The organism is Streptomyces collinus (genome assembly GCF_031348265.1).
GTDB classification, from domain to species: domain Bacteria; phylum Actinomycetota; class Actinomycetes; order Streptomycetales; family Streptomycetaceae; genus Streptomyces; species Streptomyces collinus.
Genome location: NZ_CP133771.1, coordinates 2,880,643 through 2,900,480 on the forward strand (window position 1 = coordinate 2,880,643; position 19,838 = coordinate 2,900,480).

At 72.3% G+C, this 19,838-nt stretch carries 18 protein-coding genes and 1 pseudogene; 9 read left to right on the forward strand and 10 right to left on the reverse strand.

What is annotated here, in order from left to right:
• Window positions 1-2: 2 nt before the first annotated feature.
• The 3 genes from RFN52_RS13000 to RFN52_RS13010 are packed head-to-tail and all read left to right on the forward strand — an operon-like array spanning window position 3 to window position 2,150.
• Window positions 3-770, forward strand: coding sequence for a metal ABC transporter ATP-binding protein (locus tag RFN52_RS13000; protein ID WP_184846165.1), 768 nt, complete (start codon window positions 3-5; stop codon window positions 768-770).
• On the forward strand, window positions 770-1,672 hold the full coding sequence (locus RFN52_RS13005; RefSeq protein WP_184846167.1) for a metal ABC transporter permease: 903 nt from the start codon (window positions 770-772) through the stop codon (window positions 1,670-1,672). The genes RFN52_RS13000 and RFN52_RS13005 overlap by 1 nt, the downstream gene beginning before the upstream one ends.
• A gap of 58 nt (window positions 1,673-1,730) precedes the next feature.
• On the forward strand, window positions 1,731-2,150 hold the full coding sequence (locus RFN52_RS13010; RefSeq protein WP_184846169.1) for a Fur family transcriptional regulator: 420 nt from the start codon (window positions 1,731-1,733) through the stop codon (window positions 2,148-2,150).
• 111 nt (window positions 2,151-2,261) lie between these two features.
• Here the strand turns inward: RFN52_RS13010 and RFN52_RS13015 are convergent, their stop codons facing one another.
• The 4 genes from RFN52_RS13015 to RFN52_RS13030 form a co-directional block, all read right to left on the reverse strand.
• On the reverse strand, window positions 2,262-3,647 hold the full coding sequence (locus RFN52_RS13015; RefSeq protein ID WP_184846171.1) for an MFS transporter: 1,386 nt from the start codon (window positions 3,645-3,647) through the stop codon (window positions 2,262-2,264).
• Window positions 3,648-3,734: 87 nt separating this feature from the next.
• Window positions 3,735-4,571: an isoprenyl transferase gene (locus RFN52_RS13020; protein ID WP_184846173.1), complete on the reverse strand. Its 837-nt coding sequence runs from the start codon at window positions 4,569-4,571 to the stop codon at window positions 3,735-3,737.
• Window positions 4,572-4,652: 81 nt separating this feature from the next.
• Window positions 4,653-5,399 (reverse strand): DNA repair protein RecO, encoded by a 747-nt coding sequence (gene recO / locus RFN52_RS13025; RefSeq protein WP_003990109.1) that lies wholly within the window; start codon window positions 5,397-5,399, stop codon window positions 4,653-4,655.
• Window positions 5,400-5,425: 26 nt separating this feature from the next.
• A complete protein-coding gene (locus RFN52_RS13030; RefSeq protein ID WP_184846175.1) occupies window positions 5,426-5,641 on the reverse strand; it encodes a hypothetical protein in 216 nt (71 codons plus the stop codon).
• A gap of 435 nt (window positions 5,642-6,076) precedes the next feature.
• Here RFN52_RS13030 and RFN52_RS13035 point away from each other — a divergent pair, with 435 nt between their 5' ends.
• Window positions 6,077-7,552, forward strand: a complete 1,476-nt coding sequence (locus RFN52_RS13035; RefSeq protein ID WP_184846177.1) for an alpha/beta hydrolase — start codon at window positions 6,077-6,079, stop codon at window positions 7,550-7,552.
• A 7-nt stretch (window positions 7,553-7,559) separates the two neighbouring features.
• Here the strand turns inward: RFN52_RS13035 and RFN52_RS13040 are convergent, their stop codons facing one another.
• From RFN52_RS13040 to RFN52_RS13050, 3 genes and pseudogenes are all read right to left on the reverse strand, one after another.
• On the reverse strand, window positions 7,560-8,003 hold the full coding sequence (locus RFN52_RS13040) for a VOC family protein (RefSeq protein WP_184846179.1): 444 nt from the start codon (window positions 8,001-8,003) through the stop codon (window positions 7,560-7,562).
• A 42-nt stretch (window positions 8,004-8,045) separates the two neighbouring features.
• A pseudogene (locus RFN52_RS13045) lies at window positions 8,046-8,461 on the reverse strand (abortive phage infection protein); the annotation flags it as partial.
• 20 nt (window positions 8,462-8,481) lie between these two features.
• Entirely contained in the window at window positions 8,482-8,919 is a 438-nt protein-coding gene (locus tag RFN52_RS13050; RefSeq protein ID WP_184846181.1) for a protein-tyrosine phosphatase family protein, read from the reverse strand.
• A gap of 228 nt (window positions 8,920-9,147) precedes the next feature.
• On the opposite strand from RFN52_RS13050, the gene RFN52_RS13055 reads away from it, so the two are divergent.
• The 5 genes from RFN52_RS13055 to RFN52_RS13075 are packed head-to-tail and all read left to right on the forward strand — an operon-like array spanning window position 9,148 to window position 15,655.
• On the forward strand, window positions 9,148-10,776 hold the full coding sequence (locus RFN52_RS13055; RefSeq protein WP_184846183.1) for an ABC transporter substrate-binding protein: 1,629 nt from the start codon (window positions 9,148-9,150) through the stop codon (window positions 10,774-10,776).
• 4 nt (window positions 10,777-10,780) lie between these two features.
• The gene (locus RFN52_RS13060) at window positions 10,781-11,743 is read left to right on the forward strand and encodes an ABC transporter permease (RefSeq protein ID WP_184846185.1); all 963 of its coding nucleotides are present in this window, start codon (window positions 10,781-10,783) and stop codon (window positions 11,741-11,743) included.
• Window positions 11,740-13,710 carry a dipeptide/oligopeptide/nickel ABC transporter permease/ATP-binding protein gene (locus RFN52_RS13065; RefSeq protein ID WP_184846187.1) on the forward strand — a complete coding sequence of 657 codons (1,971 nt, stop codon included), beginning with the start codon at window positions 11,740-11,742 and terminating at the stop codon, window positions 13,708-13,710. Before RFN52_RS13060 ends, RFN52_RS13065 begins: the two co-directional genes overlap by 4 nt.
• Window positions 13,707-14,726, forward strand: a complete 1,020-nt coding sequence (locus RFN52_RS13070; RefSeq protein ID WP_184846189.1) for an oligopeptide/dipeptide ABC transporter ATP-binding protein — start codon at window positions 13,707-13,709, stop codon at window positions 14,724-14,726. The genes RFN52_RS13065 and RFN52_RS13070 overlap by 4 nt, the downstream gene beginning before the upstream one ends.
• Complete coding sequence (locus RFN52_RS13075) at window positions 14,723-15,655, forward strand: dihydrodipicolinate synthase family protein (protein WP_184846191.1); 933 nt, start codon at window positions 14,723-14,725, stop codon at window positions 15,653-15,655. Before RFN52_RS13070 ends, RFN52_RS13075 begins: the two co-directional genes overlap by 4 nt.
• A 14-nt stretch (window positions 15,656-15,669) precedes the next feature.
• On the opposite strand, the gene RFN52_RS13080 is transcribed toward RFN52_RS13075, so the two are convergent.
• Genes RFN52_RS13080 through RFN52_RS13090 form a run of 3 tightly spaced genes read right to left on the reverse strand, consistent with a single transcriptional unit; the run spans window position 15,670 to window position 19,713 of the window.
• The gene (locus tag RFN52_RS13080) at window positions 15,670-16,332 is read right to left on the reverse strand and encodes a response regulator (RefSeq protein ID WP_184846193.1); all 663 of its coding nucleotides are present in this window, start codon (window positions 16,330-16,332) and stop codon (window positions 15,670-15,672) included.
• On the reverse strand, window positions 16,329-17,570 hold the full coding sequence (locus RFN52_RS13085; protein WP_374050157.1) for a sensor histidine kinase: 1,242 nt from the start codon (window positions 17,568-17,570) through the stop codon (window positions 16,329-16,331). Before RFN52_RS13085 ends, RFN52_RS13080 begins: the two co-directional genes overlap by 4 nt.
• A gap of 46 nt (window positions 17,571-17,616) precedes the next feature.
• Window positions 17,617-19,713, reverse strand: coding sequence for an MMPL family transporter (locus RFN52_RS13090; RefSeq protein ID WP_184846195.1), 2,097 nt, complete (start codon window positions 19,711-19,713; stop codon window positions 17,617-17,619).
• Window positions 19,714-19,838: the final 125 nt, after the last annotated feature.

Below are 19,838 nucleotides of genomic sequence, written 5' to 3' on the forward strand. Positions count from 1 at the left end.
GCATGACCGAGCCCGTCGTATCCCTGCGCGGGGTCCGCGCGGACCTCGGCTCGCGCCCCGTGCTGCGCGGCATCGACCTCACCGTGCGCAGCGGCGAGGTCGTCGCCCTGCTCGGCGCGAACGGCTCGGGCAAGTCGACGGCCGTGCGCAGCATCATCGGCCAGGTGCAGACCGGCGCCGGCGAGATCCGGCTGTTCAACACGGACCGCAGGCGGTTCCGCGACTGGCACCGCGTGGGCTACGTCCCGCAGCGCACCACGGCCGCGGGCGGCGTGCCCGCCACGGTGACCGAGGTGGTCTCCTCCGGCCGCCTGTCCCGGGCCCGCTTCGGCGTCCTGCGCAAGGCCGACCACGCGGCCGTACGGCGCGCCCTGGACCTCGTCGGGATGGCCGACCGGGCCAAGGACTCCGTCGACGCCCTCTCCGGCGGCCAGCACCAGCGTGTCCTCATCGCCCGCGCGCTCGCCTCCGAACCCGAGCTGCTGATCATGGACGAGCCGATGGCCGGCGTCGACCTGGCCAGCCAGGAGGTCCTGGCGCACACCCTGCGGGAGCAGGTCGGCCAGGGCACGACCGTGCTGCTCGTGCTGCACGAACTGGGCCCTCTGGAGCCCCTCATCGACCGGGCGGTCGTCCTGCGCGACGGCTGCGTCGTCCACGACGGCCCGCCCCCGAAGGCCGTCGGCCAGCACGCCCTGCCCGGCCACGACCACGTACACCCGCACGCACCGGCGGGCGCCGAACCGATCCGCACGGGACTGCTGAGCTGATGGACTTCCTCGACTACGCCTTCATGCAGCGGGCCCTGCTCGCCGCCGTCCTGGTCGGCATCACCGCCCCCGCCGTGGGGATCTACCTGGTCCAGCGCCGCCAGGCCCTGATGGGCGACGGCATCGGCCACGTGGCGATGACCGGTGTCGGTCTCGGCTTCCTGCTGACCTGGTCCCCGGTGTGGATGGCGACCCTCGTGTCCGTCCTCGGCGCGGTCCTCATGGAGCTGATCCGCTGGTACGGCAAGACCCGCGGCGACATCGCCCTGGCGATGCTGTTCTACGGCGGCATGGCCGGCGGTGTGATGTTCATCAACCTCGCGCCCACCGGCTCCAACGCCAATCTGACGTCGTACCTGTTCGGCTCGCTGTCGACGGTGTCCGAGTCGGACGTGACGGCGATCTGCGTGCTGGCCGCCTTCGTCGTGCTGGTCACCCTCGGCCTGCGGCGGCAGCTGTTCGCGGTCAGCCAGGACGAGGAGTTCGCCCGGGTGACGGGCCTGCCGGTGCGCGTGCTGAACCTGCTGACCGCGGTCACCGCGGCCGTCACGGTGACCGTGGCGATGCGCGTGGTCGGGCTGCTGCTGGTCAGCGCGCTGATGGTGGTGCCCGTCGCGGCCGCCCAGCAGATCGGCCGGAGCTTCGCCGCGACGTTCGCCATCGCCGTGGCCATCGGGGTGAGCGTGACGATCGGCGGCACGGTCACCTCGTACTACCAGGACGTGCCGCCCGGCGCGACGATCGTGCTGCTGACCATCGGCGCGTTCATCGTGCTGACGGCGCTCGCGGCCCCGCTGGCCCGCCGCCGCGCCCGCGCCGCGGCGGGCGCGGACACGACGGCCGACCCCGCCGAGTGCGCGATTCCGGGCAGCCGGTCGGCCACCGACGAAGTGGGCGTCTGACCGCCCCCGCCCCGGGCTGGCACAATGGCCCGGGCAAGGCAGACGTGAGGAGGCAACGGTGACGACCGCTGGACCGTCCGTGAAGGGCCGCGCCACCAAGCAGCGGGCCGCTGTGGCGGCGGCCCTGCAGGAGGTCGACGAGTTCCGCAGCGCGCAGGAACTGCACGACATGCTCAAGCACAAGGGCGACTCGGTCGGGCTCACCACGGTCTACCGCACCCTTCAGTCCCTCGCCGACGCCGGTGAGGTCGACGTCCTGCGGACCGCCGACGGCGAGTCCGTCTACCGCCGTTGCTCCACCGACGACCATCACCATCACCTCGTGTGCCGCAGCTGCGGCAAGGCCGTCGAGGTGGAGGGACCGGCCGTGGAGAAGTGGGCGGAGTCCATCGCGGCGGAGCACGGGTATGTGAACGTGGCTCATACGGTGGAGATCTTCGGGACCTGCGTGGACTGTGCGGGGGCCTCCGGCGGTTGATCGCCGTGGGGCTTGCGTCCGGTCGCCGGCCGCGGCTGCATCGTGGCTTGTCGCGCAGTTCCCCGCGCCCCTGGGGCATGTTTCCGTCAGCTCGGTCTCAGGCAGAGGGCATCAAGCACGGGTGGCGAGTGTGCGGCGGACGAGGAGAGACAGGGCCGTCGAGGTCAGGATCACTGCGCCGCCTACGCGCAGGATGAGGTCGTAGGCGCGTTCCGGGCCGGTCTCCGGGGTGAGCGAGGTGATGGCCGCCGCCGTGGCCGCGAGGCCGATGGCGCCCAGCGTGACGAGGGCGGTGAGGACGACGCCCGAGGCCTCACCGGCGCGGGCGGGCGAGACGACCTGCTGGGTGGCCACGCTGGCGAAGGTCCAGCCCAGGCCGAGCCCGAGCGCGCACCAGGTGAAGACGGGCAGGTAGACCCACCAGGACCAGGCCCAGCTCAGCCCGATCATGCCGGTGCCGGCGACGACCCCGGCCAGGGCCATGACGCTGGTGGCGCGCATCCGGCCGGACAGCCAGGCGCCGATGGGCCCGGAGCAGGCCACCATCACGGCCGGGGCGAGGAACACCGTGCCGGACAGGACCGCCGACAGGCCGCGCACCTGCTGCAACTGGAGGGTGGCGAGGAACACGGTGACGGCGTAGCCCATGTTGGCCACCGACCCCATCACGGTGACGAGGTCGAAGCGGATGTTACGGAAGAGCCGGAAGTCGACCAGCGGATGCCGGCAGGTCCGTTCCCGCAGGACGAACAGGGCCCCGACCACCACGGCGGCCCCGAACAGGGCGAGTGTGCGGGCGTGGTCCCAGCCCCAGGCGCTGCCCCGCTCGACGGCCAGGGTCAGTGCGGCCAGGCTCGTCACGACGGCCAGGCAGCCGGGCAGGTCGACCTGGCGCGGGGCGCTCTCGTCCCGCGAGTCGGGCACGTACCGCAGCGCGATCAGCAGGGCGAGGGCGCTCAGCGGAGCCAGCAGCCAGAAGATCCACCGCCAGCCCGGCCCGTCGGTGAAGCCGCCGCCCACGAACGGCCCGAGGGCGGTGCCGACGTTGGCGATCCCGAACATCGCCCCGAGCGCCCGGGCCCGGGTCGCCTCGGGAAAGGCGTTGGTGATCACGGACACCGACACGGGGAAGATCAGCGCCGCGCCCGCGCCCTGCACGATCCGGGCCGCGACGAGCACACCGAGGCTCGGCGCGAGGGCGCAGCCGACGGACGCGGCGGCGAACAGCCCGGTCCCGGCCAGCAGGACCGGACGCCGGCCGAGGAGATCGCCCAGCCGCCCACCGACGATGAACAGGCAGCCGATGGCGAGCATGTAGGCCGACAGCGTCCACTGCGCCGCGGAAACGGTCGTGTCCAGCTCGTCGGAGATCCCGGGGATGGCCAGGTTGAGCGCGAAGAAGTCCAGCTGGATGCAGAACAGGGCGAGGGAGGACGCGAGGAAGACCCCGGCCCGTCGTGTGGTCCGCCGGGGTGCGCCGACGGCGGTGGAACCCATGCCATCAGGACACCGCCGCCACGGCCCGGCTGCCACCGGAGGCGATGCCGGTCCGCCCGCCCTGTACTCCGCCGGGCCGCCCGCGCGTTACGGCTGCTGCTCGCCCTCCATGGCCAGCAGTTCCTCGTTCGGGACGGCCCCGCCGAAGCGCCGGTCCCGCGAGGCGAACTCCAGGCAGGCCCGCCACAGGTCACGCCGGTCGAAGTCCGGCCACAGCACGTCCTGGAAGACCATCTCGGCGTAGGCGCTCTGCCAGATCAGGTAGTTCGAGGTGCGCTGCTCACCGCTGGGCCGCAGGAACAGGTCCACGTCCGGCATGTCCGGGTAGTACATGTACTTCGAGAAGGTCTTCTCGCTGACCTTGGACGGGTCGAGCTTGCCGCTCTTCACGTCCTCCGCCATGGCCTTGGCGGCGTCGGCGATCTCGGCCCGGCCCCCGTAGTTCATGCAGAAGTACAGGGTCAGCCGGTCGTTGCCCTTGGTCTGCTCCTGGGCGACCTGGAGTTCCTTGGCGACCGAGCGCCACAGCTTGGGCATGCGGCCCACCCAGCGCACCCGGATGCCCAGCTCGTCGAGCTGGTCGCGGGTCTTGCGGATGAAGTCCCGGTTGAAGTTCATCAGGAAGCGCACCTCGTCGGGCGAGCGCTTCCAGTTCTCGGTGGAGAAGGCGTACAGGGAGATGGCGCCCACGCCCATCTCGATGGCCCCCTGGAGCACGTCCAGCACGCGCTCGGCGCCGACCTTGTGCCCTTCGGTGCGCGGCAGGCCCCGGTCCTTGGCCCAGCGGCCGTTGCCGTCCATGACGATCGCCACATGCTGCGGTACGAACTCCCCGGGGATCTTCGGGGGCCGCGCGCCGGACGGGTGCGGCTCCGGCGTCCTGTACTCCCGGCGCTGGCGCCCCAGGATCCCGCGTACGGCCATGTGTTTCTCGTCTCCTCGTGCTCGCTTGCTCTGTTTTCCGCTGCTCGCGATGTCCGCTGCTCGCGTTCTCCGCTGCTCGCGCTACTTCTCGACGTAGCGCAGGGAGCGCAGCCCGCGCTCCATGTGCCAGTGCAGATACGCGGACACCAGCCCGCTGCCCTCGCGGACGTAGCGCGCCTCGCACGCGTCCGCGGTCTCCCAGTCTCCCGTAAGCAGGGCGCCGAGGAGTTCCAGGGCCTGGGGCGAGGGTACGACGCTGCCGGGCACCCGGCAGTCCACGCAGACGGAACCGCCCGACGCGACGGAGAAGAACCGGTTGGGCCCGGGCATCCCGCACTTCGCGCAGTCCGTGAAGCTCGGGGCGTACCCGTTGACGGCGAGGGAGCGGAGCAGGAACGCGTCGAGCACGAGGTGCGGTGCGTGCTCCCCCCGGGCGAGGGTCCGCAGGCCTCCGACCAGCAGCAGGTACTGCTGCACGGCCGGCTCCCCCTCATGGTCGGTGAACCGCTCGGCGGTCTCCAGCATGACGGTGCCGGCCGTGTACCGCGCGTAGTCGCTGACGATCCCGCCGCCGTACGGCGCGATGGTCTCGCTCTGCGTGCACAGCGGCAGTCCCCGCCCGACGAGCTCGCTCCCCTTGGCGAAGAACTGCACGTCGACGTGGGAGAACGGCTCCAGGCGCGCACCGAACTTCGACTTCGTCCGGCGCACGCCCCGGGCCACCGCGCGCACCCGTCCGTGACCGCGCGTGAGCAGCGTGATGATCCGGTCCGCCTCACCCAGCTTCTGGGTGCGCAGCACGATGCCGTCGTCGCGGAACAGACTCATGGAGCCATTCTGGCAGGGTCGTCACGTCAAGGGACCTCGCCCCTGCTGCGGGCGTCGGCGTACGCGGTCGCCACGTGCAGCCGCTCGGCCGGGGTGGCGTGCCGGACGGCTCCGGGGTCGGCGTCCCACTCCCTGCCGCCCCCGTACGGCCGCAACTGCACGTAGGGCCCCTCATGCCCCATCACGATGCCGATGCGGCCACTGCGGGTGTCCACGACATACGCGCCGACGGGAGGTTTCATCGCGGCACCGCCGCGAGCCGCCGGGCGGTATCCGATGCACACCGGCCCCCTTCGATGAGCGGGCAGGGCGCTTTCCTCGCGAAACTCACCGGGTCAAGTCCCGGTGAGGGCAGGATGATTCCGGCCTTGACGAGTTCTGCCCGCAACTCTTTCACCGCGTCCTCCGCCCTTCGGCGCAGAGCGCCGAGTGTCGTACCTCCACCGTGCTCCCCCTCCTTTCGCCATTTCACTCTTCGCATCTCCCCGATTACGTTCCGCGTCTACACTCGGGAAGGGTCTGTGCCGTACAACTGCGGCACGACACAAAGGGGTTCGGTGCGGGGCGTTGCAAAAGGGCCCGTGTTCAGCGAGGCACTCGTCCTGGGGTAATCCCCCTGTAAATACCGGGAGTTACCCGGATGTGGCCGTCCGCCGGGGTACGCCAGGCTGCTCGGTATGAAGCAGATCACGAAACATCTGGCGCTGGTCGCCGTCGCCGGTGCGATGCTCGGGTTCGCCGGTCCCGGTGGGGCGTCCGAGCCCACAGCCGCTCCCCTCGACTGGCAACGGTGCACCGGCCCCGGCCTCGACCCCAGACAGCAGTGCGCCACGCTCGACGTCCCGATGGACTACTCCGACCCCGACAGCCCGGAGATCCGGATCGCCGTCAGCCGGATCCCCAGTGAGAAGCCGTCCGCGCGGCGGGGCGCGCTGTTACTCATCCCGGGCGGGCCCGGCGGGGACAGTCTCGGCGACCCCTCCGGCAAGGGGCAGAAGCTGCCGCAGAAGGTGCGGGACGCCTACGATCTCGTCGGGTTCGCGCCACGCGGGATGGCGCCCTCCACCTCCGTCGACTGCAAGCTCGACCCCGCCGACATCAGCATGACGAAGCGTCTGCCCTGGCCGGCCCCGGACGGTTCCGTCGACGGGAACATGGCCACCGCCCGGCGTACGGCCGAGGCCTGCGCCCGGAACGGCGGTGAGCTGATCCGGCACATCAGCACCGCGAACGAGGCCCGCGACCTGGACCGCCTGCGGGCCGCCCTCGGCGAGAAGAAGATCTCCGCGTGGGGCGTCTCGTACGGCACCTACGTCGGCGCCGTCTACGGCCAGTTGTTCCCGCACCGCACCGACCGCATCGTGCTGGACAGCAACAACAACCCCGACCACACCCGCGTGACCCGCAACTGGCTCGCCGCCTTCGAGACCGGCGTCGAGGACAACTTCCCCGAGTTCGCCACGTGGGCGTCCAGGCCGGGCAATCCGCACCGGCTCGCCCGTACGCCCGCCGAGGTCCGGTCCGGCTTCCTGCGGCTCGCCGCCCGGCTGGACCGCGACCCCCTCCCCTGGCCCGGCGCCAGCCCCCCGCGGCTGGACGGCAACGCGCTCCGCCAGACCATGCTGTCGAGCCTCTACGACCCCGACGACTACCCGGCCCTGGCCGAGGCCGTCCGTGCCGCCCGCAAGGGCACCGTGCCGCCCGCGCCCGAGGCCCCGCCCGAGTCGGTCCTGCAGAACGTCGCCGCGGTCGGCGTCGGCACCATCTGCAACGACGTTCAGTGGCCCGGCTCGGCCGCCGCGTACCAGAAGGACGTCGCCGCGAGCCGTGCCGCGTACCCGCTGACCGCGGGCATGCCGCGCGGGCCGATGGTGTGTGCCGCGTGGCCTTACAAGCCGAAGGAGCCGGCCGTGCGGATCACCGACCGCGGCCCCTCCAACGTCCTGCTCGTGCAGAACGAGCGGGATGTCGCCACCCCGCTGGCGGGAGCCCGGAAACTGCGGCAGGCCCTCGGCGGCCGGGCGGTCATGGTCACCGTGAACTCCACCGGCCACGACGCCTATCTGGCCAACGGCAACGCCTGCGGTGACGCAACGGTCTCCCGCTTCCTGGCGTCGGGCGAACGCCCCCGCCGGGACCTGTACTGCGACTAGGGACCGTTCAGCGTTCGGCGAGGGGGGCCGGGGCCTCCTGGACCGTCCAGCCGTTGCCGTCGGGGTCCTGGAAGAAGAGGAAGGAGTTCCAGCCGTCCTCGCCCCGGCCCTCCGCCCAGCCGGACGCGCCCACGTGCAGGACCGGGGTCACCTCGACCCCGCGTCCCACCAGCGCCGCCCTGGCCGCCGCGATGTCCGTCACGCAGAGCTGGAGGCCCCGCAGCGAACCGGGGGCCATCCGCGGCTGCCCCGGCGGCTCGGGCATCCCCGACTCCAGCACGATCGAGCAGCACGACCCCGGCGGGGTCAGCTGGACGAAGCGGCCGACGCCTTCGAAGAACGCGGCGTCGATCTCGGCGCGGAATCCGCACTGGTCCTGGTAGAAGGCCTTGGCCCGGTCCAGGTCGGAGACCGGCACGACGAGCACTTCGAGAGTCCAGTCCTTGCGCACACCTCCCCGGCCATGGTCCCCCCGGCCCTCGGACCGCGCGCGTCAGCCGTTCCGGCCGTAGCGGCGGGCCACCGCGCGGAACGCCTCCTTCGGCTCCCCGTGCCAGTCGGAGGCCGGGACGTCCGGGCGGTCCTCGATCACCTTGGTGAGGGCGTACGACGCCAAGTCGAGGTTCAGGCGGGGGGTGTCCGGGTGGTGCGGGCGTCCGCGCTGATGAACTCGAAGGCCATCGCGGCGTACAGGCCCATCGACGCGAAGACGTCCAGCAGCCCGCCCACGTACTCGGCCTGGACGCGCTCGCTGCGGACCGGGTTCCCCTTGGTCTCCGGCGGCTCCCTGTCGTAGTCGACGATGCCCCAGCCCATGCCGCCGGCCTCGGGGCCACCGGGGTACGCGCACGTGCCGAACTCGGTGATGGCGAGCGGCTTGCCCCACCGCGGGTACTGCTTCAGCTCCCGGAAGGAGACTGCCGTCAGGCTCACCCCTCGCCGAAGCGGCGCACGTACCGTCGCTGCCAGGGCGTCTCCACGGCACGCCGGTCGTAGTGCCGGCGGACGTACTCCACCGCCTCCTCCCCCGGCACCCCGTCCAGCACCGCCAGGCAGGCCAGGGCCGTGCCCGTACGGCCGCGTCCGCCGCCGCAGGCGATCTCCACCCGCTCCCCGGCGGCCCGCTCCCACACGCCGGCCAGCACCGCGCGGGCGGCGGCCCGGTCCGCCGGGAGACGGAAGTCGGGCCAGCGGATCCAGGCCGAGTCCCAGGGGACCTCGGGCGGCTGCCGGCCGAGCAGGTAGACGCCGTAGGAGGGCAGGGGCGCGTCGGGGTTCAGGGGGTGGCGCAGGCCCCGGCCTCGCACCAGCCGGCCGGAGGGCAGTCGCAGGGCACCGGCGTCACTCTCGCTCCACAGCTCGCTCATGGCCCTCATCATGCTCCGCGTTCGCCCGCCCGGTGGCGGATTTGTCCTGACGGGCAGTCAACTCACGTCGGGTGCGGTGACGATGGTGCGGGCCCGCGGTGGATACGCCATTCGTGTGCGATCCCTTGACCACCCCCACGGCCCCTCCTATGGTCGCGCTGACCGCAGGACGTAGGACGTCGTATCTCCTCTGCCAGCCCCTTGCCCCCAGATCTCGCTGGAGGACCCGTGCGCGACGTGACCCCCGACGTGCCGGCGCCGCACCGCCGGTCGTTCCTGAAGTACACCGGCGCGCTGGGCGCGGCGGCCGCCGTCTCCGCGTCGCTGTCGGCCTGTTCGTCCGGTCCGGAGTCCACCAACGACACCGGTACCGGGGGCGGCCGGGACCGGACCCTGACCGCGGTGATCGGCTACGGCAACGACGGCAGCTGGGACCCCACCCAGACGGCGTCCGCGTTCTGCATGGCCGCCAACCACCACATCTACGAGGGGCTGCTGGACACGGACCCGATCTCCCGTGAGCCGTACGCGGCGCTGGCGACCGAGGTCCCGGGGAACCCGGACAGCACCTCCTGGACGTTCGCCCTGCGGGCGGGCGCGACGTTCCACGACGGGAAGCCCGTCACCGCCGACGACGTGGTCTTCGTCTTCGAGCGGATCCTCGACCCGGACACCCAGACCCTCGCCAAGGGCTTCTTCGCGAGCTGGCTGAAGGAGGTCCGGAAGATCGACGCGCAGAACGTGGAGCTGGTGCTGAAGTTCCCGTTCCCGGAAGGGCTTTCGCGGCTGACGCTCGCGAAGATCATGCCGAAGCACGTGTTCTCCCGGCCGGGCGCCTGGGACGACGCCATCAAGGGCAAGGCGATCGGCTCGGGGCCGTACCGGCAGACCGCGCACCACCCGAAGTCGAACACGACCTTCGAGGCGTTCGACGGCTACAACGGGCCGCGCAAGCCCGCCTTCCGGAAGATGAACTGGCTGACGATCGTGGACGCGGCCCCCCGCGTCGCGAAGATCTCGGGGTCGAGCGCGGGCGCGCAGATCGCGGACAACATCCCGTACGCCAACATCGGCCAGTTGGAGAGCGGCGGGATGACGGTCGCCGGCGGGGCCGGGATGAACAACCTGTTCCTGATGTTCAACACCCGGCACAAGCCGTTCGACGACGTGCGGGTGCGCCAGGCCCTGCACTACGCCATCGACACCGAGAAGATGGTCGAGGTCGCCCTCAAGGGCCACGGCAAGCCCTCCACCTCCTTCCTCGACGAGGCCAACCCGTCCTACCGCCGGGCGAAGACGGTCTACGACCACGACCCGGACCGGGCGAAGGCGCTGCTGAAGGAGGCCGGGGTCAAGGGGCTCAGCATCGAGATCCTGGCCGTGAACGTCAGCTGGATCGTCGACTGCCTGCCGACCGTCAAGGCCTCCTGGGACGCGATCGGAGTGCGCACGACCCTGTCCCCGCAGGAGACCACCGCCGTCTTCACGAAGATGGACCAGAAGCAGGACTACCAGGTCGTGGCCGCCGCCTCTAACCCCAACCAGTTCGGCCTCGACGCCGACCTGATCATGCACTACAACTACGGGCCCGAGAACCTCTGGATGCAGTACACGCGGTGGGCCTCCGACCCCGTCGCCCGGCAGCTCTTCAAGGACATGGACCGGGCCACCCGGGAGCCCGACCCGGCGAAGAAGAAGACGATGGTCCAGGACTACATCGACGTCGTCGCCGAACAGGCCGTGCTCTACCCGGTCGTCCACAACGAGCTGATGACCGTCTGGGACCCGGCGCGGCTCAGCGGCATAAGGGCACAGCCGTACCCGGGCATCAACCTCCTCCAGGCCAAGTGGGCCTGAGCGTATGACGGCCGTCCTGCGGATCCTGCTCCGCCGTTTCGCCCTGCTCGTGCCGCTGATGCTCGGCATCGTGCTGTTCGTGTTCCTGGTGATGCGGTTCTCGGACGTCGACCCGGCGTCCGCGTTCTTCCAGGGCGCCAACCCCACCCCGCAGCAACTGCACGACTTCCGCGAGGAGCACGGCCTGCTGGACCCGCTGCCGGTGCGCTACGCGGACTTCGTCGCCGACCTGCTCCACGGCGACCTGGGCACCAGCGCGCTGACCCGGGCGCCGGTGATCGACCAGGTCACCACCGCGCTGCCGCTCACCCTCCAACTCACCTTTCTGGGACTGGGCATCGCCGTCGTGCTGTCCCTCGTGGGCGGGGTGACCGCGGCGATCCACCGGGACCGGCTGCCCGACCAGATCATCCGGGTCGTGTCGCTGACCGGTGTCGCCGCGCCCGGCTTCTGGCTGGCGCTGCTGATGATCCAGTACCTGGCGGTCGACCTGGGCTGGTTCCCGACCGGCGGCTACATCAACCCGGCGGACTCCTTCACGGGCTGGCTGAAGACCATGACCCTCCCCGCCTTCGCGCTGTCGCTGCCGGTGGCGGCGCAGCTGACCCGCATCGTGCGGACGGCCGTGGTGGAGGAGCTGGACAAGGACTACGTACGCACGGCGATCGGCAGCGGGCTGCCGCCGCGGGTGGTGGTCGGGCGGAACGTGCTCAGAAACGCCCTGATCAACCCCCTCACCGTGCTCGGCCTGCGCGTCGGCTATCTGCTGGGCGGCGCGGTCGTCATCGAGACGATCTTCTCGCTGCCCGGCATGGGCAAGCTGATGATCGACGCCGTGAAGAACGGCGACCCGGCCGTCGTCCAGGGCGTGGTGCTGACGACGGCGGCCGGGTTCGTCGTCGTGAACCTCGTGATCGACGTCCTGTACCTGCTGGTCAACCCGCGACTGAGGGACGCAACCCCATGATGACCCGCGAGAGTCTCACTGCGGCGCTGTCCCGGCCCGGCGTCCGGCTGCGCGGCCTGCGCCGGCTGCCGCCGCTGTCGAAGATCGCCGTCTGCTTCCTGGCGGTCGTCGTGCTGATGGCGCTGCTGGCGCCGCTGCTCGCCCCGCACGATCCGCTCGACCAGCAGCCGCCGGCCGGCGGCACCGGGCATCCGTCCGCCGGGCACTGGATGGGTCAGGACAGCCTCGGCCGGGACATCCTCAGCCGGCTGATGTACGGGGCGCGCTGGTCGCTCGCGATCGGGCTCGGCGCGACCGGACTGGCCCTGGTGGCCGGAGCGCTGCTCGGGGCGATCGCGGCGACCTCCCGCAAGGCGGTGGACGAGACGCTGATGCGCTGCCTGGACGTGGTGATGGCGTTCCCGGGCATCGCGCTGGCCGCCGTGCTGGTCGCGGTGTTCGGCGGTGGCATCACGGTGCTGATCTGCGCGATCGCGTTCCTGTTCACCCCGCCGGTGGCGCGGGTGGTCCGGGCGAACGTCCTCGACCAGTACGGCGAGGACTATGTGACGGCGGAACGGGTGATCGGCGCCCGGACCCCGCACATCGTGCTGAAGCACGTGGCGGTCAACTGTGCCGCTCCGGTGCTGGTGTTCTGCACGGTCCAGGTCGCCGAGGCGGTCGTCTTCGAGGCGTCGCTGTCGTTCATCGGGGCGGGTGTACGGCCGCCCGACCCGTCCTGGGGCAGTGTCATCGCGGACGGCAAGAACATGGTGCTGACCGGCGGCTGGTGGGCGACGGTGTTCCCCGGGCTGCTGATGCTGGTCACGGTCCTGTCGCTGAACGTCCTGTCCGAGGGCGTGTCCGACGCGTGGGCGGCCCCGTCGGCCCGGGAGGTGGACGTACCGGAGGACGACGACCCGCTGGAGGCGCCGCAGGACGGCAGCGGGGAGGTCGTGCCGCTGCCCGGTCTGGCGGAGGCCGCGCGGCGGTTGCGGGCCCGGGCCCGCAGGCTGTCCCGGGACGGTCAGCCGGTGCTCGCGGTGGAGAACCTCGCCATCGGCTTCGACGGGCGGCACGGCGGCGTCGACGTCGTGGACGGCATCAGCTTCGAGGTGCACCCCGGCGAGGTGCTCGGGCTGGTCGGCGAGTCGGGTTGCGGCAAGTCGCTCACCGCACTGGCGGTCATGGGCCTCCAGCCGAAGGGGGCGCGCGTGCGGGGCCAGGTCCGTTTCCGGCAGCGGGACCTGCTCGCCGAGCCGATGCGGGTGCGCCGCGGGCTGCTCGGGCACGAGATGGCGATGATCTACCAGGACGCGCTGTCGTCGCTGAACCCGGCGATGACGATCAGAGCGCAGCTCAAGCAGGTCGTGCGGCGCGGCGGCCACCGCGGTCCCGCCGAGCTGCTGGCGATGGTCGGTCTCGACCCCGGACGCACCCTGCGCAGCTACCCGCACGAGCTGTCCGGCGGGCAGCGCCAGCGTGTGCTGATCGCGATGGCCCTGTCCCGCGACCCGAAGCTCATCGTCGCGGACGAGCCGACGACGGCCCTCGACGTGACCGTGCAGGCGCAGGTCATGGAGCTGCTGCTGCGGCTGCGCGAGGAGCTGGGCTTCGCGCTGATCCTCGTCTCGCACGACCTGGCGCTGGTCGCGGACGTCACCGACCGGGTGGTGGTGATGTACGGCGGGCAGATCGTGGAGACGGGCGTGACCGCCGACCTGGTCGAGTCCCCGGCGCATCACTACACGCGCGGGCTGCTCGGCAGCGTGCTGTCGCTGGAGTCGGCGCAGCAGCGGATGACGCAGATCAGGGGCGTCGTGCCGTCCCCGGCCGACTTCCCCGCGGGATGCCGCTTCGCCGGCCGGTGCCCGCTCGCCACCGGCATCTGCCGTACGGCACCCCCCGGCCTGCTGGGCACGGCGACGCACACGGCGGCCTGCCACCACCCCGCGATCGACCTGGTCACCTCGGAGGTCGTGACGTGAACGCCCTGGTGGAGCTCTCCGGCACGCACGTCGTCCACAAGGCACGCAGCGGCGGCCTGTTCACCCGCGACCGCGTGTATGCCCTGACCGGTGCGGACCTGGCCATCGCCCCCGGCGAGACGATCGGCGTGGTCGGCGAATCGGGCTGCGGGAAGTCGACGCTGGCCAGGGTGCTGGTCGGGGTGGAGCGGCCGACGCGGGGGACGGTGTCCTTCCGGGGCAGGGACCTGTGGTCGATGCCGGCCGCCGAGCGCCGCCGGGCCGTCGGCGGCAGCACCGGCATGATCTTCCAGGACCCGTCGACGGCCCTGAACCGCCGTCTGACCGTCCGGCGGATCCTGCGGGACCCGCTGGACGTGCACGACCGGGGCACTCGCGCGCAACGCGACGAGCGCGTGCGGGAGTTGATGTCCCTGGTCGGCCTCCCCCGGGCGCTCGCCGACGCCCTGCCGGGGCAGCTGTCGGGCGGGCAGCGCCAGCGCGTCGCGATCGCCCGGGCGCTGTCCCTGGACCCGGACCTGGTCGTGGCGGACGAGCCGACGAGCGCCCTGGACGTGTCGGTCCGGGCGCAGATCCTCAACCTCCTCCTCGACCTGAAGGAACGCCTGGGCCTGGCCCTGGTGTTCGTCTCGCACGACATCCAGACGGTACGGCGGATGAGCGACCGGGTGATCACCATGTACCTGGGCCGGATCGTGGAGGAGACCCCGGCCGCCCTGGTCACCGACCGGGCCCGGCACCCGTACACCCGGGCCCTGTTCTCGGCCACGCCCGGCCTGCTCCACCCGGTCGACCCGATCCCGCTGGCCGGCCCGGTCCCGTCGGCGACCCGCCCGCCGAGCGGCTGCCCGTTCCGCACCCGCTGCTGGAAGGCGGACGGGACGTGCGCGGAGCGAATGCCGGGTTTCTCCGCCGCGTCGGCGCCCTCGCACCGCTTCCGCTGCCACCATCCTGTCCGGGAGGACGAGTCGACCCGTGACCTCGTCCACCGGCGCGATCCGATGGAGGCCCCATGACGTTCACCCCGCTGACCGGTGTCATCCCGCCCGTGTGCACGCCCCTGACACCGGACGGCGAGGTGGACGTTCCCTCGCTGCTCAGGCTCGTCGACCATCTGGTGGCCGGCGGGGTGCGCGGTCTGTTCGTGCTCGGCTCGACCTCGGAGGCCGCGTTCCTGCCGGACCGGCAGCGCCGGCTGGTCGTCGAGTCGGTGACGGGGCACGTCGGCGGGCAGCTGCCGGTGCTGGCCGGGGCGATCGACATGACGACGCCCCGGGTCCTGGACCACGTGGCGTCGGTGACGGCGGCGGGCGCGGACGCGGTCGTCGTCACGGCCCCGTTCTACACCCGCACCCACCCGGCGGAGATCGCCCGCCACTACCGCGCGGTCGCCGCGGCGAGCCCGGTCCCGGTGATCGCCTACGACCTTCCCGTCGCCGTCCACACGAAGCTGCCGGCCGACGTGGTGCTGGAGCTGGCCGCCGACGGCGTGGTGGCCGGGCTCAAGGACTCCAGCGGCGATCTGGCCGCCTTCCGGCAGGTCGTGACCGGCGTGCGGGAACGCCGGGGCATCACCGGCTTCAGCGTGCTGACCGGCTCCGAGCTGATCGTCGACGCGGCCCTCGCGATCGGCGCGGACGGCACGGTGCCGGGCCTGGGCAACGTCGACCCGCACGGCTACGTCCGCCTGGACGGCCTGTGCCGCGCCGGGGACTGGGAGGGGGCCCGTGCCGAACAGGAGCGCCTGTGTGCTCTGTTCGGCATGGTGAGCGTCGGTGACCCGGCCCGGATGGGCCCGAACTCCTCAGCGATCGGCGCCTTCAAGGCCGCGCTGCACCTGCGCGGCGTGATCGACTGCCCGGCGACGGCCCAGCCGCAGATCCCGCTGTCCCCGGACGAGGTGGAGCAGGTGGGCAAGCACCTGGCGGCGGCGGGGCTGCTGTAGAACCCTCCCGCCCGTCAGACGCTGCCCGGTGTCACCATGCCCGACTCGTAGGCGACGATGACCAGTTGGGCCCGGTCCCGTACCGCGAGCTTGCCCATGATGCGGCTGACGTGGGTCTTCGCGGTGAGCGGGCTCAGGCCCAGCGCGTCGGCGATCTCCGTGTTGTTGAGGCCGCGCGCGACCAGCGCGAGCACCTCCCGCTCCCGGCCGGACAGGCACTCGGGCCCGCCGGTCGCCGGCGCGGAGGGGCTGCGCAGGAACCGCTCGATCAGCCGTGCGGTGGGTCCGGGCGACAGCAGGGAGTCCCCGGCGGCGACCGTGCGGATGGCGTCGAGGAGTTCGGCCGGCCTGGTGTCCTTGACCAGGAACCCGGAGGCGCCGGCGCGCAGCGCGTCGACGATGTTCTCGTCGGTGTCGTAGGTGGTGAGGACGAGCACCCGGACGCCCGCGAGATCCTCGTCGGCGGCGATGAGCCGGGTCGCCTCGATGCCGTCCAGGTCGGGCATGCGGATGTCCATCACCACCAGGTCGGGGCGTGCGCCGCGGGCCAGTTCCACGGCCTGCCGGCCGGTGGCGGCCCGGCCGACGACCTCCATGTCCCGGGCCGACTCCACGAGCATCGCGAACGCCTCCCGCACCAGCGTCTGATCGTCCGCGAGCAGCACCCGTATGGTCATCCGTCCCTCTCCCCCGTCGTGGTCAGCGGCAGGACCGCGGTGACCTCGAACCCGCCCCCGGTACGCGGTCCGGCGTCGAGTGTGCCACCGACGCTGCGGGCCCGCTCCCGCATGCCGACGAGCCCGAAGCCCGGTGTGCCGCCCCGGCCCGGGCCGGTGCCGTCGTCGCGGACCGACAGGTGCAGGACGCCCTGCCGCTCCGCCAGTTCGACCTGGACGGCCGGTCCGGGCCCCGCGTGCCGTACGGCGTTCGTCAGGGCCTCCTGCACGATGCGGTAGGCGGCGGCGCCCACGGCGGGCGGTGCCTGCCGTATCCGGACGGTCTGCTCGACCCGGGCACCGGCGAGCCGCGCGGCCTCCGCCAGGTCGGGCAGTCCGTCGAGGCCGGGCAGCGGGCCGCGGGCGTCCGGTGAGCCGTGCTCGCGCAGCACCTCCAGCGTGGTGCGGAGTTCACCGCGCGCGCTGCGGCAGGTCTCGGCGATGTCGTCGAGGGCCTTGGCAACCGTCTCCCGGTCGAGCCGCTCGGGGTCGGCCGACAGGACGTGGGCGGCGACGGAGGTCTGCACGCCGATGAGGGTGATGCTGTGGGCCAGCAGGTCGTGCAGGTCCCGGGCGATCCGCAGCCGCTCCTCGGCGACGCGCCGCCGGGCCTCCTCCTCGCGGGTGCGTTCGGCGCGTTCGGCGCGCTCCACGATGGAGGCGACGTACTGGCGGTAGAAGCGCACGTCGACCCCGCAGAACAGCACGGCGACGACCCAGCCGGAAGCCTTCAGCAGTCCCAGCGCCTCCTGCGCGCTGATGGTGAGCAGCACGCCCACCGCCATGGTGATGACGCCGATGCCGACCAGGACGGTGCGCAGCGGCCGGCCGGTGACGGCGACGGTGTACAGGGCGACGTAGGCGGCCTGGGTGGCCGCGGTGTGCGGGTAGTCGAGGAAGTGGTAGGGGAACACGCAGGTGATCACGGCGACCAGGACGAGCACCGGACGGCGGCGGCGCCACACCAGCGGCACGTGGGAGACGAGCAGCAAGGCCCAGCCAAGCGCGTCGGGCCTGCGGCCGTCGTCGACGAACAGCGCGAGAGCTGCGGCGACAACGGCCACCGAGACGGCGAGCAGCGCGTCGTTGCGCAGTGCGTGCGGGGCGGTCAGGGGGTCGCGGTTGATCGCGGCCATGATCCGCTCGGCGGACCGCGACCAGGTCGCCTGCGGGGTGGTGGGTGCCTGCACGGGCATCATCCTCGGCCAGGAAGGCGCCCCTCCGGGAGAGGAGGGACGCCGTCGGTCAGCGGACGTCGGCGGCCACCGGTTCCTGCTCCTTCTGCGGAACCGTCCGCTCCGGCGCGCGGGAGAGCCCGCCCGGCCACCACATCCGCCGCTTGAGCAGCACACTCGCCGTGGTCACCAGGTACGTACGCACCAGGAAGGTGTCCAGCAGGACCCCCACCGCGATGACGAACCCGAGTTCCACCAGCCCCACCATCGGTAGCGTCGTCAGCACCGCGAACGTCGCCGCGAGCACCACACCCGCGGAGGCGATGACCCCGCCGGTCGTCCGCAGGGCGGTGAGCGCCGCGGCCTCCGGCTCGGCTCCCCTTACGGACTCCTCCCGCATCCGGTGCATCAGGAAGATCCCGTAGTCCACCCCGAGGGCGACCAGGAACACGAAGGACAGCAGCCCGAGCCCGGGATCCGTCCCGCCGAACCCGAAGACCGGCTCGAACACCAGCCCTCCGATGCCGAGCGCCGCCCCCCAGACCGCGACCACCGCCGCCAGCAGCAGCAACGGCGCGACGAGACTGCGCAGCAGCCCGACCAGGATGACGAACACCGCGCCGAGCACCAGCGGCACGATCACCTTCCGGTCCCGCGCCTCGCTCGCGGACAGGTCGATCTGCTGTGCGCTGGGCCCGCCGACGTAGGCGCCCTCGGGGTCGATCCCGGCCCTCAGTGCCTCGATGGTGCGGGTCTCGGCCGGGGTCTCCGGAGCCGCCGTGGTGAAGACGGCGAGTTCGGTCCACCCCGCCCCGCTCCGCCCGGGAACCACCTCGGCGACCCCGTCGGTCGCCCGGGCCCGTTCGCCCACCGCCTCGGCCCGTTCCCGGGGCGCGATGACGGTCACGGGCCGGCTGCTGCGCTCGGGATACTCGCGTGCCAGCGTCTGCATGGCGGTGATGGACTCGGGCCGCTCGGTGAAGGAGTCCTCCTGCTTGATGCTTCCGGACAGATTCAGCGTGCCGAGGGCGAGCGCTCCGAGCAGGACGCCTCCGGTGACGAGCACGGTGACGGGCCGCCGTGTCGCCGAGGTGCCCATCGCGGCGAACAGCGACCGCCGGGCCTTCGGCTCGCTCCCGAACGCCGGGATCAGCGGCCAGAACACCCGCCGCCCCAGCAGGACGAGGACCGCCGGCAGCAGGGTCGTCATGGCGACCAGCGCGGCGAGCACCCCGACCATGCCGACCGGCCCCATGCCGCTGCTGCTGTTGAGGTCCGCGGCGAGCAGGCACAGCAGCCCGGCCGCGACGGTCCCCGAGGAGGCGAGGATGGCCGGCCCGCAGCCGCGCAGGGCGGTGCGCATGGCGTCGTACGGCCGCTCGTGGCGCCGCAGTTCCTCGCGGTAGCGGGAGATGAGAAGCAGCGCGTAGTCGGTGCCGGCGCCGAGGACGAGCACGGTCATCACGCCGCCGCTCTGGCCGGTGACGGTGACGTCGAACAGTTCGTGCAGCCCGTACCCGGCGGCCATCGCCACGGCGGCGGCGACCCCGGCCACGGCGAGCGGCACCAGCCACAGGAACGGGCTGCGGTAGATGAGGACGAGCAGCACGGTGACGACTCCGAGCGTGGCGAGCAGCAAGGTGGCGTCGAGCGTCTCGAACACCTTGTTCATGTCGGTGTTCAGCGCGCCGGGCCCGCCGACCTCGACGCTCAGCCCGCCGCCGCCGCCCGAGGCGATGTCCCGCACCCCGTCGACGAAGGCGTCCCGGGCCTCCTCGTCCTGGCCCGGCTGGGTGCTGGTGACGGGGTACATCAGGGTCGAGCCGTCCTTCGAGGGGATGCCCCGCGGCTCTCCCGTCAGGTCGTAGGCGCCGCTCACCTCGGCGATCTGCTCGTCGGCGGTGCGCCGGTCGGCGTCGGTCAGGCCGCCGTCCCGGTGGTAGACGAGCACCAGGTCGGTCGCCTCACCGCCCGGCAACTCGTCCTGGATCCGCGCCACCTGGGTGGAGTCGGCGCTGTCGGGCAGGTAGTCGACGGCGCGGTTCTGCTGGATGTCGGCGAACTTGCCCGCGAGCGGCCCGACCAGCACGAGCGCGGCGAGCCACAGCCCGACCACCGCCCAGGGCACGGCCCGCCTGCGCCCGGTACGCGTCCTTACGGCCCCCATGAGTCCGGCTCCCTCCGGTCGGGTGTCTGGATCGGTCTCCAGACTCCCGCCGGTCGGGTGCCGGTTCGTCGGGCGTGAGGTCGAATCGGGGCCTACTGCGAGGGGCGGTCCGGGGCTCGTGTTAC